This is a genomic window from Enterobacter cloacae subsp. cloacae ATCC 13047 (assembly GCF_000025565.1).
In the GTDB taxonomy this organism is placed as follows: Bacteria; Pseudomonadota; Gammaproteobacteria; order Enterobacterales; family Enterobacteriaceae; genus Enterobacter; species Enterobacter cloacae.
Window position 1 is genome coordinate 4,075,693 of record NC_014121.1, and the last position, 15,774, is coordinate 4,091,466.

The 15,774-nt window shown below is 61.9% G+C and carries 4 protein-coding genes; all 4 read left to right on the plus strand.

Annotated elements, in window-relative coordinates:
- The first annotated feature begins 224 nt into the window (after positions 1-224).
- The 4 genes from ECL_RS19855 to ECL_RS19870 all read left to right on the plus strand — a co-directional run bounded on the left by ECL_RS19855 (position 225) and on the right by ECL_RS19870 (position 15,721).
- Positions 225-10,865 (plus strand): BapA/Bap/LapF family large adhesin, encoded by a 10,641-nt coding sequence (locus tag ECL_RS19855; RefSeq protein ID WP_013098386.1) that lies wholly within the window; start codon positions 225-227, stop codon positions 10,863-10,865.
- 83 nt (positions 10,866-10,948) lie between these two features.
- A complete protein-coding gene (locus tag ECL_RS19860; protein ID WP_013098387.1) occupies positions 10,949-12,352 on the plus strand; it encodes a TolC family outer membrane protein in 1,404 nt (467 codons plus the stop codon).
- A complete protein-coding gene (locus tag ECL_RS19865; protein ID WP_013098388.1) occupies positions 12,349-14,541 on the plus strand; it encodes a type I secretion system permease/ATPase in 2,193 nt (730 codons plus the stop codon). Before ECL_RS19860 ends, ECL_RS19865 begins: the two co-directional genes overlap by 4 nt.
- Before the next feature lie 10 nt (positions 14,542-14,551).
- Positions 14,552-15,721, plus strand: a complete 1,170-nt coding sequence (locus ECL_RS19870) for a beta-barrel domain-containing protein (protein WP_086528237.1) — start codon at positions 14,552-14,554, stop codon at positions 15,719-15,721.
- Positions 15,722-15,774 lie beyond the last annotated feature (53 nt).

A 15,774-nucleotide genomic window follows, 5' to 3' on the forward strand; every position in this document is an offset into this window, starting at 1 on the left:
GGTTATATAAAAGACAAAATCACATTGTTGATAGTTTTTCTCAAATAAATAGATTCGCTCTGATGTTGCCACTCTGCATTCTGGCGGGCATCGTTCGCGCTGAAAATAAATACGGTGAGCGCTGTTTTAAATAACAGTTACTCCGCCGGGGGCGCGCTTTACCCTTAACAGAGATGGCTCATCTTGCTCGCCGTTAACGATAACTCTGCTGGAGTACTCACTAAATGAGCCAAATCTCTGTTATATCGAAACTTACGGGTGTGGAAACCACCACGGAAGGCACTCAGGTTACGCTGAGCCATTCCTCTATCGTTGAGCTTAAGGTAGAGCGAGCCAATGTCGCTGACTTCGCCCGCAACGGTAACGATCTGGTGATCACGCTACACTCCGGCGAGGTGATTACCGTTAAAAATTTCTTCGTCACCGATGCGCAAGGGGCGAGCCAGCTGGTACTGCAGGACAGTGAGGGGGCGCTGTGGTGGATTCAGGACCCCGCCGGGGCGGCCACCTATGAATCTATTGCCTCCACTGACGTCCTGCTTGCCGCATCCGGAAGTGATGCAGGCGGCGCGGCCATCTGGCCCTGGGTACTGGGTGGCATTGTCGCTGCGGGTGGCATCGCGGCGGCGGCAAGCACCGGCGGTGGCGGCGGTGGGGATGACGATGATGACAACGGCAGCAACCCCGGCACGCCGACAAACCCTTCCGATCCGGATACCACTCCGCCGAATGCGCCGTCCGGCCTGCAGTTCTCGCCGGATGGTAAAACCGTCTCCGGTACCGCCGAACCGGGCAGTACCATCACGCTGAAAGACGCCGACGGCAACGTCATCGGCACCGGTAAAACCGGCAGCGACGGTAAATTCACCATCGACCTGGGGACGCCGCTGACTAACGGCGAACAAATTACCGCCACCGCGACGGATTCCTCCGGAAATACCAGCCCGGGCACGACCGTAACCGCTCCGGACACCACCGCGCCGGATGCCCCGGACATCCTGCTGGTAAATGACGATGCCGGCGACAAAGCGGGCCCGCTGGAAAACGGCCAGCGCACCGATGATGCCCGCCCGACCTTCAGCGGTATCGGCGAGCCAGGCAGCACCATCACTCTCTACGATAACGGCAAGCAGATTGGCACCACCACGGTGGATGCTAAAGGTAGCTGGAGCTTTACCCCCACCACCGATCTCACCAACGGCAGCCACACCATTACCACAACCGCGACCGATGCGGCAGGCAATACCAGCCCGGCATCCGCTGCCGTCAGTTTTGTTGTCGATACGGTTGCGCCCGGCGCGCCCACCATTAGCAGCGCAACGGACGATATTGATCCCGGCAAAGGAACGGTAAGCAGCGGAGGCAGCACTAACGATCCGCGTCCTCAGCTCTCGGGTACCGCCGAACCAGGCTCCACCGTAACCATCTATGACGGCTCTGTCGCTATTGGCACGGCGGTCACCGGCAGCAACGGCACGTGGACCTTCACGCCATCGGTCAATCTGGGTGAAAGCACCCACCAGTTCACCGTCCGGGCAACCGATGCCGCTGGCAACACCGGACCCGCCTCTCCGGTATTCACCCTCACCGTGGATCTCACCCCTCCGGCAACGCCAACGGCGATTGTACTGAGCGATGAGACCGGGGCCATTAAAGGCGCAATTACCGCAGGCCAGTTCACCGACTCCTCTGAACCACTGCTGGCGGGACGGGGAGAGCCTGGCGGCACAATCCAGGTCTATGACAATGGTGTGCTGATTGGGCAAACCACCGTGCTGCCAAACGGCACCTGGAGTCTCAGGCCAGACAATCCGCTCGCGGAAGGCCCGCACTCGATCACCATTAAACAAACCGATGCGGCGGGCAACCAGAGCGCAGAATCGCAGCCGGTAAACTTTACCGTCGATACCACGCCACCGGCGCTGCCCGTTATTGCCATTAACCCGGTGGGAACCCAGGTTACCGGCACCGCCGAGCCAGGCAGCAAAATCGTCATCACCAACAGCAACGGCGACGTGATTGGCCGCGCCACCACTGACGGCAACGGTAACTTTGTTGCGACCCTTTCGCCTGCACAAACAAACGGCGAGCAGCTTTCGGTAGTAGCCACTGACGCGGCGGGCAACCAGAGTCCGGCGGCGTCCCTCACCGCACCGGACACGACACCCGATATCCTCTCTGTGGTGGATGATCAACCCGGCGTCACAGGCCCCATCAGCCAGAATGGGATCACCAATGACCGCACCCCTACCCTGAACGGCACGGCGGAGCCAGGCTCGACCATCACCATCCATAGCGGCGGCGACGTCCTCGGCACGGTCGTTGTTCCATCATCTGGCCAGTGGACCTTTACGCCATCCACCCCGCTGGCCGAAGGTGCCCATGTACTGACGGCGACATCAAGCAACGGTAACGTTTCAAACGCCTGGACCATTACCATTGACGGAACGGCGCCTGATGCGCCCGCCATCACCCAGCTTGTCGATAATGTCCCTGGGGGCACCGGCCCGGTGGGTGCCAACGACACCACCAATGACGCAACGCCGACGCTCAACGGTACCGGTGAACCCGGCTCAACGATCACCATCCGTCTGGATGGCGTCGATATTGGCACCGCGGTGGTCGGTAGCAGCGGCGCGTGGACCTTTACGCCCACCACGCCGGTTGGCGACGGTGCGCATACCCTGACCGCGATCGCCACCGACGTCGCCGGTAACACCAGCCCGGTATCCGGTGGATTTACCTTTACCGTTGATACCACCCCACCGCCGGTCGCGACGCTGGCAACCGTCACCGACGACGCCGGAGACGTTAAAGGCCCGCTCAGCAGCGGCGATACCACGGATGACACCCAGCCGTTACTTCAGGGGAGCGCCCCGGATGGCACGGTCATCACCGTGTATGACGGCACCACGCTGCTCGGTACCGCAACGCTCGACGGCAGCGGCGGCTGGAGCTTTACCCCTACCACGCCGCTCACCGACGGCCCGCATTCGCTGACGATCCATGCCACAGATGCCGCCGGGAATACCTCGATTTCTGATCCGTTCGAGCTGGTGATTGATACCGTCGCACCGGCCACACCGGACACGCCAGCCATCACCGTTAACCCGGATGGCTCAGCACCCACGTCGCTGAACCCGGGGGAAACCACCCGTGATACCACGCCGACGCTGAGCGGTACCGGTAATCCGGGCGATACGGTGACGATTTACAACGGCACCGACAAAATCGGTGACGCCGTGGTGGACGGCGACGGCAACTGGAGCTGGACGCCACCCGCCGAACTGCCCAACGGCACCTATGACATTACCCTGACCGTCACCAACAAGGACGGCGCGGGTAACGAAAGCGCCCCGTCCCAGCCGGTGACTATCACCATCGACACCGACGCGCCTGCCGCGCCCGCGGTCCCGGTCATTACCGACAGCGTCAGCCAGATAACCGGCCCGGTTGCCGATGGCGAAACCACCAACGATCCGCGTCCGGTACTGAGTGGCACCGGTACGCCAAATGATGTGATTACCATTTACGACAGCGTTGATGGCGGCACGCCAACCGCCGTGGGTACCGTCACGGTAGACGGCAACGGCAACTGGAGCTGGCGTCCTGAAAGCGCCATTGACGAGGGCAGCCACGAATTTACCGCTACCGCCACCGACGAGGCGGGTAACGTCTCTGACCCATCTACGGGGATCACTATCACCGTCGATACCCTCGCACCGGATACCCCGGTGATTGGCGCCATCGCCGGTGAGCCGAATGGCGGTGTTACTACGGATACCACACCAACCGTCGGTGGAACCGGTGTGACGGGTGAAACGGTAATCGTCTACAACAATGGCGTCGAGCTTGGACGCGTGGTTGTGGCTAACGGCGAATGGTCATTCACCCTGCCCACACAGACGGATGGCCCGCTGAACATCACCGTTGCGGCAGTCGACGCTGCGGGTAACGTCAGCGCACTCAGCCCGGTCTTTACCGTCACCGTCGATACCACTGCACCTGAGATCCCGCTGATCAACAGCGTTGAAGACAGCCAGCTCACCAACGGGACGCTCTATACCCGCGACGGTACGCCAACACTCAACGGCACCGGCGAGCCGGGCTCCACCGTGATTGTCAGCGTGGACGGTACGCCATCCACAGTCCTGGTCACCGTCCAGCCGGACGGTACCTGGAGCTGGACCGCCGACACCACACTGGCGGAAGGCCCACACAGCTTCACCGTCTCGTCGGTCGACCCGGCGGGTAACCCTTCAGGAAGCTCTGCGCCGCTTGCCGTCACGGTGGATACCGTGCTTCCGGCAGCGCCGGACAATATCAGCGTGGCTGCACAGGGGACGCCGCTGACCGGTACCGGCGAAGAGGGTGCCACCATTATCGTTACAGACGCCAGCGGTAACGTGATCGGTACCGGGGTGGTTTCAGGCGGCAACTTCTCCGTGGCGCTCAGCCCGGCCCAGCAGGACGGCGCGGCGCTGACCATCACCGCCACCGATGCCGCAGGGAATCTCAGCCCTGAAGCCTCCTATACCGTCACCGGTACGCAGCCGAACCTCCCGGACGTTCCCGTCATTACGGTCATCAACGACGATACGGCCCCGGTTACGGGCGATGTGAAAGACAAAACCACCAACGACACGACGCCGACCCTCGTCGGGACGGCAGAGCCAGGCAGCATAATCACTGTCTATCAGGATGGCGTGCAGGTTCTGCTGCCAACCGTAACCGCCGATGCAAACGGCAACTGGAGCTATACGCCAGCTCTGCCGCTGGGTGAAGGAGCGCACACCTTTGAGGTCACCGCCACGCTGAATGGCGAAACCAGCGGACGTTCGCCAGTGGCGACCGTCACTGTTGATCTCACCGCCCCTGACGCGCCTGCCATTGGCGCAGTTATTGATGATGTCGGCCCGGGCACCGGTCCACTCACGGACGGGCAGACCACCAATGACAACCGCCCAACCCTGACCGGTAGCGGCACGGCGGGCGATACCATCTCCATTTACAGCAACGGCACCCTGCTGGGCACCACCGTGGTCGGCCAGACGGGTAACTGGAGCTTCACGCCGTCCGCGCTGGCGGAGGGCAATAACGTCCTGACCATCCGTGAAACCGATCCGGCGGGCAACCAGAGTGCGCCATCGGCAGGCTTCACCATCGTGGTTGATACCAGCTCCACCACCCCGGTGATTGTTAACGTCACCGATGATGTCGGCAACACCGCCACGACCGTGGTCAGCGGCAATACCACCAACGACGCAACGCCTACCCTCTCCGGTACGGCGGAAGCGAACAGCGTGGTGACGATCTTTGATGGCAATACGCAGATTGGCATCGTCACGGCGGACGGTACCGGCGCGTGGAGCTTTACGCCTGAGACCGCCCTCGTCGAAGGGTCACACAGCTTCACCGTCAAGGCCACCGATCCGCAGGGTAACGTCAGCCTGTCGTCAAACGCCTGGAGCGTGGTGGTTGACCTGACGGCGCCAGCGGTCCCCGTGCTGGAAACCGTCAGCGACAACGTGGCGGGCGGGATTGTCGGTAATCTCACCACCGGCCAGGTCACTAATGACACCACGCCAACGCTCAGCGGGACAGGCGCCGTCGGCAGTACCATCCACATCCTGAACAATGGCGTGGAGATCGGTACCGCACCGGTAGACAGCAACGGCAACTGGAGCTTTACCCCTAATCCGGCGCTGGGAGATGGCAGCTATAACATTCGCATCAACGCCAGCGATGCCGCCGGTAACGTCTCAGCCAACTCGCCGGTCTTCGTCTTCACGGTTGATACCGCAGGTCCTTCCGCGCCGGTGGTTACCAGTGTGATTGACGATGTCGGTCCGGTCACCGGGACGCTCACCAGCGGCAACAGCACCAACGACACAAAACCCACCTTCAACGGCACGGGCGAAGTCGGTTCCACGGTGCACATCATTGTTGATGGCAGCGAGATTGGCACCGCGGTCGTCAATGCTCAGGGGAACTGGACCTTCACCCCGGGTACCGCGCTCACCGAAGGGCCACATGCCATCACCTTCAACGCCACCGATACTGCAGGCAATACCGGCAGCACGTCGGCACCGATTAACCTGACGGTGGATACCTCCGCACCAACAGCGCCGTCCATTTTGACCGCGAGCGATAACGTGGGCAGCGTTCAGACACCGCTCTCCTCCGGGCAGAGCACGGACGATACCACCCCAACCCTTAGCGGCACAGCCGCGGCCAACGCGACCATCACTGTCTATCAGGACGGCCAGCAGGTCGGCACCGCCCAGGCTGACGGCAGCGGCGCGTGGAGCTTTACCCCGTCCACAGCGCTGGCGAATGGTAGTCACACCTGGTCCGTCACGGCCACCGATGCGGCGGGCAACGTCAGCCCCGCATCGCCTGACTTTACGCTGGTGGTGGATACCACTGCGCCTAACGCGCCGGTTATCAGCCAGGCGGTTGATGACGTGGGCACGATCACCGGCCCTGTCAGCTCCGGACAAAGCACCGACGACACCATTCCGCGTCTCGTCGGTACCAGCGAGCCGTTTGCCACGGTGAACATTTATGAAGGAACGACGCTGGTGGGCACCGGTACCGCGGATGCCAGCGGAAACTGGAGCATTCTGCTGACCACCACGCTGGCAACCGGTCCTCATAGCTTTACGGCTCAGGCGACGGATGCGGCAGGTAACACCAGCGCGCCGTCAGCGACCTTCAACCTGACCATTGACACCACGCCGCCTGCGCAGCCGGTGCTGAGCAGCATTGTGGATGACGTCGGGAATGCCGCCACGCCTGTCGCCAATGGCGGATTGACCAACGACGCGCAGCCAACCCTCACCGGGACGGCGGAAGCGGGCGCGACGGTGAAAATCTTCGATAACGGCGTGCAGATTGGCAGCGTTGTCGCCACCGGCGGTAACTGGAGCTTTACGCCATCCCCGGCGCTCAGCGATGGTCAGCACAGCCTGACGTTCACCGCCACCGATGCGGCGGGCAACGCCAGCGCACCCACCAACGGGTATGTGATCAACGTGGATGCCACCGCGCCAGCCGCACCGGTCATCAGCGCGATTGTAGACGACGTGGGCAGCGTTACCGGGCCGGTGACGGGCAATAACCCGACCAACGACACCCGACCAGCGTTGAGCGGTACCGTCGAAGCCAATGCGACGGTGCGTATCTACGACGGTAGCACGCTGGTTGGCACGGTCACCGCCGATGCCAACGGCAACTGGACGCTGGCGCAAACCACCACCACGCTGACGGAAGGTTCGCACAGCTTCACCGCCACCGCCACCGATGCCGCGGGCAATACCAGCGCGCCATCAACCGTGACCACAATCCTGGTGGACCTGACGGCACCGGGCGCACCGACCAGCCTGCAGGTGATCGCTAACGGAACCCAGGTCACCGGTACCGCGGAAGCGGGCAGCACCGTCACCATCACCAGCGGTAACGGCACGGTGCTCGGTACCGCGACGGCAGACGGTAACGGCAACTTTAGCGCTACCCTCACCACGGCGCAGACCAACGGTGAAGCCCTGCTGGTCTACGCGACCGATAAGGCCGGTAACGCTGGCGTCAGCGCCTCGGTGGTTGCGCCATCAACCAACATTCCAAACGCACCGGTTATCGCCAACATTGACGATAACGTCGGTAGCGTTACCGGAGGGCTGACCAACGGTAAAACCACCGATGACACCACGCCAACCCTGAGCGGCACCGCACAGCCGAACGCCACCGTCACGCTGTATAACAACGGCGTGTCGATGGGTACGGTAGTGGCGGATGCCAGCGGTAACTGGAGTTTTACGACCCCGGCATTAAGCGAGGGCTCACACGCCTTTACCGCCACGGCAACCAACTCAGCCGGCACCAGCCCGATCTCGCTCTCGACAACCGTTATCGTCGACGTGACGGCGCCAAACGCGCCTGCCGGGACCTTTAACGCTGACGGCAGCGTATTGACCGGTACGGCGGAAGCGGGCAGCACCGTCACCATCCGCCTCGCGGACGGGTCAACGGTGACCACCACCGCAGACAGCAATGGCGCCTACAGCTACACCTTCCTCAACAAGCAGACCGAAGGCCAGACGCTGCAGATCACGGCCACCGATGCGGCGGGTAACACCTCGCAGCCGGGCTCGGTCCTTGCGCCGGTGGTGCCGCTCTCTGCCAGCAATAACGTTGAAGAGCTGGATCTCAGTACCACCGCCACCGTCACCAACAGCCAGTACAGCGACTATGGCTTCCTGCTGGTGGGTGCCGTAGGCAACGTGCTGACCCTGCTGGGCAACGATACAGCCCAGGTTGAGTTCAACGTGGGCAGCGGCGGCAGTGCGGATATTGTGGTCAATGCCAACGCCACGGGGGCGGTGCTTTCGCTGCTCAACACCCTGGAGCTGGTGGTGCAGCGTTTCGATACCGTCAACAACACCTGGACCACCGTCGTGGATACCGGACAACCGCAGTTCGCCGACCTGCTGACCCTTGGGGCCACCGGCGTGTCGCTGAACCTGACCGGGCTCGCTGATGGCCAGTATCGCGTGCTGAGCTACAACACCAACCTGCTGGCAACCGGCTCGTACACCAGCCTGGATGTGGCGGTGAAAGAGACCAGCGCCGGGACTGTAACGGGCGACACCAGCCTGGACGGTAACGTGATCCTGGATACCGATCCTACCGCAGGCAGCGATAACGCCCCGGCAGGTACGACCGTCTCCGCCGTGACCAACGCGCTGGGGGTCACCACCAGCGTTAACGCCGACGGCACGGTGATTCAGGGGCAGTACGGTACGTTGACCATTAACCGCGACGGTAGCTACACCTACAACCTCACCGACACCAGTGCCGCGGTGATTGGCCGCACGGAGAGCTTCACCTACACCATTACCCATAACGGTGTCAGCGCGTCGGCGAACCTTGTGCTGTCGCTCGGTTCGGGCAGCGTGGCGAATGGCATTGTCGCCGTAGACGACGCGGCTTCCCTGACCTTCGACACCACCGTCCAGGCCATCGATAACGGCACATCATCGCAAAGCGGCTTTACCCTGGTGGGGATCAATCTCGGCAACACGCTGGGGCTGAACCTGCTGGACGACATGACCAACCCGATCATCTACACCGTGGAGGAAGGTACAACCCGCACCATGACGATTCAGGCCTCCGTGGGGGGTGTAGCCCTGGCATCGGTGTTCGACCTGTACGTCTATAAGTTCAACAACGCAACCCAGACCTTCGAGCAGATGCGCGTTGAGCCGGGCTGGCTGCGTGCGCCGCTGCTGGGCGGCACCTCCTCGCAGCTGACGCTGAACCTGCCTGCCGGGGAGTATCTGTTCCTGCTCAATACGGCGGCAGGGATCACCGCGCTGACGGCCTACACCCTGAGCGTGCTGCAGGATCATGTCTACAGCGTCTCCAGCATCGGGGAAAGCACCACGGGGGATGTGCTGGCGAACGATCCGGTGCCGGATGGCACGGTGGTGACGGAAGTGAACGGTGTGGCGGTTAACAGCAGTGGAACAACCGACATTCAGGGAGAATACGGCACGCTGACCATTGATTCGTCCGGCCAGTACACCTACACCCTGAATAGCGGCGTGGGTGCGGACCATATCAGCACGCCGGACACCTTCGTCTATACCATTACGGCACCAAACGGCGCGAAAGATACGGGCTCACTCAACATTACCCCAACCGCGCGGGCAATGGATGCGGTGAACGATGTCAGCACCGAGATGAGTGTCACGTCGGTACACCATACCTCGGCCTACTCTGACACCACCGTCGGTAGCGCCAGCTGGACCACCTCGTTGCTAGGTACCACCACGGGCAGCGGAAGCGGGACCTTTGTGGTGGATCCGAACACCGCCCTGCATAGCGCGTCGCTGCACTTTGACGTCGCGTCGCTGCTGGCGCTGGGCGGGCTGACGGTGAACTGGACGATCAGTGATGCCAACGGTGTTATCCGCACCGGCTCCTTCAGCGGCGGCTCGCTGCTGGGCGGCAGTATCGACGTGCCCCTGACTGGGCTGGATCTGAACGCCGGGACCTATACGCTGAGCTATACCGGCAGCGTACCGGGGCTGAGCGTGGGCAATATCACCATCACCCCGAGCGTGAACGGTACCACCTACTCGCTGACCCAGTTCGACTCCACCAGCGGCCACACCGTTGACGGCAATATCTTCGACGGTACAGATTCCGCCGGGGCGATGGATCAGCTGCAGTCGGTCGATACCCGCGTGACCATTACCGGCTTCGACGGCACCACCACCACGCTGGATCCTTACACCGGCAGCACGCTGGTCAACGTCACGGGTCATTACGGCACGCTGTCGATTGGCGCAGACGGCCACTACACCTACACCCTCAACAGCGGGGTGTCGCTCTCAACCATCACGTCGAAGGAGGTCTTCAACTACACCCTCACCGATGCCAACGGCAATACGGACACTGCCACGCTGACCATCAATATGGCGCCGCAGTTCGTCAGTTCTGAGCATAACGATGTCATTACCGGCACCGCGTACGGCGATACGCTGATTTATCAGGTGCTGAACAGCACCGCAGGCAACGCCACCGCGGGTAACGTCAGCAGTACCGCCGGCGATCACTGGACCAACTTCTCGCTGGCCCAGGGAGACAAAATTGACATCGGCGATCTGCTGGTGGGCTGGAACGGCAGTGCGTCAACGCTCGGTAATTACCTGCATGTGACGAACAGCAATGGCAGTACCGTGATCGCCATCGACCGTGACGGTACAGGAAGCACCTATACCAATACCACGCTCGTGACGCTTGATAACGTCCAGACCACCTACGACGAGTTAGTTAACCAGCAACACATCGTGACCTGATAGCACCTGTAGTACCTGACCCGGGCGCACTGCGCCCGGGCATAAACAATAAAGCTGTACTTATTTTTTATTAGGGACATGACATGGGAAAGATGATGCCTTACTGGTGGCTCTCGTGCTGCCTGATATCTGTGCCCGCACTCTCCGCTAATCCGGCGGCGATGATTAATACCGGACAACTTCGCGAAACGCAGGAACTCCCCTCCCTGAATGGCCGCGTGGCGCCTGTGGCGGGCAACGCCGCCCCCGGCACGCTGCAGCTTGGCGACGCCGTCAACCGCGCCGTCACCTGGCACCCGGCCATCAGTGAAGCGGTAGGAAAACTCTACCAACAGAGTGAAGAGGTGGACGTCGCCAAATCGAAATACTACCCGCAAATTAACGCCGGTATGGACAATGGCTATACCCATGACGGCGACGATAATGGCTTTACGCCATCGCTGGTGCTCTCTCTTTCCCAGATGCTGTACGACTTTGGCAAGGTAGCAAGCCAAGTGCGTGCCGAAAACGCCGGGGTTGCCCAGCAGCAGGCCAACGTGCTGGTGAGCATCGACACCATCGCCCACGATACCGCCATCGCCATGGTGGAAGTACAAACCTGGCAGCAGATGGTCGATACCGCAAAAGAACAGCTCGACGCTCTCTCCTCCATTGGCAAGCTGACCCGCCAGCGTAACGACGAAGGGGCCACCTCGCTCTCTGACGTGGTGCAGACCGATGCCCGTATCGAAGGGGCCCGCGCCCAGCTCATGCAGTACCAGGCCAGCCTCGACAGCGCCCGCGCCACGCTGATGAGTTTTCTCGGCTGGAACACCCTCAACGAGGTGGGCAACGATTTTCCGCAAAAGCTGGCCCGCAGCTGTGATATCGCCGAACCGGACGATCGTCTGGTGCCAGCGGTGTTAGCGGCCTGGGCGCAGGCTAACGTCGCGCAGGCCAACCTTGACTACGCCAACGCCCAGATGACTCCGACCGTCTCGCTGGAGCCGGAAGTGCGTCACTACCTCAACGACCGCTATGCGGGTAACGAAACGCGGGATCGCACGCAATACTCCGCGTGGGTGAAAGTGCAAATGCCGCTCTATCAGGGCGGCGGCCTCACCGCCCGGCGTAACGCTGCCGGACACGCGGTGGAAGCGGCGCAATCCACCATTCAGCGCACCCGCCTTGAAGTTCGCCAGAAGCTGCTTGAGGCGCGCAGTCAGGTGATGAGCCTGCTCAGCACCCTGCAGATCCAGGGTCGTCAGGAGGCGCTCAGCGCCCGCACCCGCGAGCTGTATCAGCAGCAGTATCTTGACCTTGGCTCACGCCCGCTGCTCGATGTGCTCAACGCCGAGCAGGAGGTCTACCAGGCGCGTTTCACCCAGCAACAGACCCTTGGCCAGCTGCATCAGCTGCAGCTCAACTGCCTCTACAACACCGGGCAGCTGCGCCATGCGTTCGATCTTGATAACCGCACCATCCAGACCGTGGAGATCCAGCCATGAAAGAGCGTGATATGCCGCAAGCTGAGCCCATGACGGATGATGCCCTGGCCCAGTGGGCGCAGGCCTTTGGCTTTATTGCCACGCGCTACCGCGTCGCCTGCTCTCCCGGCGCGCTGCTGGCAGGCGCACCGTGGCTGAAAGGCAAACCGATGGTGCCCGCCCTCACCCAGCTCGCCCGCGAGGCGGGGCTGTCGTTTCAGCTGCTTACCGCCAGCCAGCAGTCGATCAACAGCTGGCGTCTGCCGGTGGTGGTGGCGCTAAACGACGGCAGGGTTGGCGTGATCGAACATTTCGACGGCGACGATACGCTGGAGGTCAGTTTCTTTGACGACCAGACCTACACCAACCGTTTGTCGATGACGGCGATGCTGCCCGCCATCCGCCACGTCATCGCCCTGCGTCCGCTGGCAGCGCTGAAGGACAGCCGGGTGGACGCCTATATCTCAAAATACCGCCCGGACTGGCTCTACCGGCTGGTAATGCGCGACCTGCGCCCCTACAGCTGGGTGATGCTCGCCGCGCTGTTTATCAACGTGCTGTCGCTCTCCGGGATTGTCTTTTCCATGCAGGTGTATGACCGGGTGATCCCCGCCCAGTCCTATCCGACGCTGTACGTACTGACCATCGGGGTGCTGATCGCCACCCTGTTCGGCTTCGTGTTGCGCGTGGCGCGCGGGCACATTATGGATCTGCTGGGCAAACGCTCGGATCTGCGCGTCTCGGATCGCGTGTTCGGTCACGCCCTGCGGCTGCGCAACAGCGCGATCCCACGCTCTACCGGCAGCTTTATCTCCCAGCTGCGCGAGCTGGAGCAGATCCGCGAGATGGTCACCTCCTCCACCATCTCGACGATTGTCGATCTGCCTTTCTTCTTACTGTTTGTGGTGGTGCTGGCGATTATCGCCCCGCAGCTGGCGTGGATCGCCCCGGTGGCAGCGGTGATCATGGTTCTGCCCGGCCTGCTGCTGCAGAAGAAACTGGCGGAGCTGGCGAAACAATCCGCCCATGAATCGACCCTGCGCAACGCGGTGCTGGTAGAAAGCGTGCAGGGGCTGGAGGACATCAAGCTGATGCAGGCGGAAAACCGCTTTTTGCAGCAGTGGAACAGCTATATCCAGATCACCGCGGAATCCGGCCTGCGTACCCGCGAGCTGACGCAGAATCTGATCAGCTGGGGGATGACCATCCAGAGCCTGGTTTACGCCGCCGTGATCGTGGTTGGCGCACCGATGGTGATCGACGGCACGCTGACCACCGGTTCGGTGGTCGCCGCCTCGATGCTGGCCTCGCGCATGATCGCCCCCATGGCGACGCTGTGCGGCGTGCTGGCCCGCTGGCAGCAGGTGAAAGCGGCAAAAGAGGGGCTGGACAGCATTATGCAGTTACCTACCGAGAACCAGCGCGAGGAGACGCCGATCCGCCTGGACGTGCTGCGCGGTCACTACCTGTTCGAGCAGGCGCAGTTTCGCTATCACCCGGAGGATCCGCGCATGGCGCTGCGCATCAACCGTCTGGAGATCAAGCCCGGTGAGAAAGTGGCGATCCTCGGGCGTAACGGCGCGGGCAAATCAACCCTGCTGCAGGCGATGGCAGGCGGGATGGATCTGGCCGGCGGCGAGCTGCGGCTCGACAACCTCAGCCTGCCGCACCTCGACGTCGCCGATGTCCGGCGCAACGTCGGCTTTATGACCCAGAACGCACGGCTGTTTTACGGCACCCTGCGGGAAAACATCACCCTCGGCATGCCGCGCGCCACCGACGACGAGATTTTCGCCGCACTGGAGTTAACCGGCGCGGCGAGCTTTGTGCAGAAGCTACCGAAGGGGCTGGACTATCCGATCATGGAGAACGGCGTGGGGCTCTCCGGCGGCCAGCGGCAGTCTATTTTGCTGGCGCGTATGCTGCTGCGCGACCCGAATATCGTCCTGATGGACGAACCCACCGCCTCGCTGGATGAGCATACCGAACGGGAATTTATCCAGCGTCTGAGCGCCTGGCTCGGCCACCGTACGCTGATCGTCGCCACCCATCGCGTGCCGGTGCTGGAACTGGTCGAGCGGGTGGTGGTGCTCAAGGAGGGCATGCTGGTGATGGATGCCCCGAAAGCGCAGGCGCTGAACAACAGCCGCATGCAACAACAGCAGGCAGCCGCCGCAAGGGAGTGGAAAAATGAAAATCAGTCAGCATGATGCCGCGGCAATGGACGATCTGGATAATGCGCTCGGTTCTGAAAGCGGCTACACCGGCGCGCGACGAATCGTGATCCTCTCTCTGCTGCTGTTTATCGTCCTCGGGATCTGGGCCTGGTTTGGCGTGCTGGATGAGGTCTCAACCGGTACCGGCAAAGTGATCCCCAGCTCGCGCGAGCAGGTTTTACAGTCGCTGGACGGGGGGATCCTCACCGAGCTGAACGTCCACGAGGGCGATCAGGTGCAGGCCGGACAAGTGCTGGCGCGCCTTGATCCCACGCGTTCAGAATCAAACGTCGGCGAAAGTGCGGCACGCTATCGCGCCTCGCTGGCTTCCAGCGCGCGCCTGTATGCCGAGGTGAACGATCTGCCGCTTAAATTCCCCCCTTCGCTGAAGGAATGGCCGGAGCTGATTGCGGACGAAACGCGGCTCTACAACTCCCGCCGCGCGCAACTTGAGGATACCCAGCGGGAGCTGCGTGCCGCGCTCGATCTCGCCAATAAGGAGCTGGCGATCACCCAGCGGCTGGTTAAAACCGGGGCCGCCAGCCACGTAGAGGTGCTACGCCTGCAGCGGCAGAAAAGTGACCTGGAGCTGAAGCTCACCGACGTGCGCTCGCAGTATTACGTTCAGGCGCGCGAGGCGCTCTCCAAAGCCAACGCGGAGGTGGATATGGTCTCGGCGATCCTGAAAGGCCGTCAGGATTCCGTCACGCGCCTGACGGTGAAATCGCCGGTGCGCGGGATCGTGAAAAACATCAAGGTCACCACCATCGGCGGCGTGATCCCGCCCAACGGCGAGCTGATGGAGATCGTGCCGGTGGACGATCACCTGCTGATCGAAACTCGCCTCTCGCCGCGCGATATCGCCTTTATCCACCCGAACCAGGAAGCGCTGGTCAAAATCACCGCCTACGACTACGCCATTTACGGCGGGCTGCACGGGGTGGTAGAGACGATTTCCCCGGACACCATCCAGGACGAAGCCAAGCCGGAAGTGTTCTATTACCGGGTGTTTATCCGCACCAGCCAGGATTACCTGGTGAATAAAGCAGGCAGGCACTTCTCAATTGTGCCTGGGATGATTGCGACGGTGGATATTAAAACCGGGGAGAAAACGGTGCTGGATTATATGATTAAGCCGTTTAACCGGGCGAAGGAAGCGCTGAGGGAGCGGTGATCTTTGCAGGATGAACAGGGCATGCCTCCACTCAATTTATAGAGCGGAGGCAG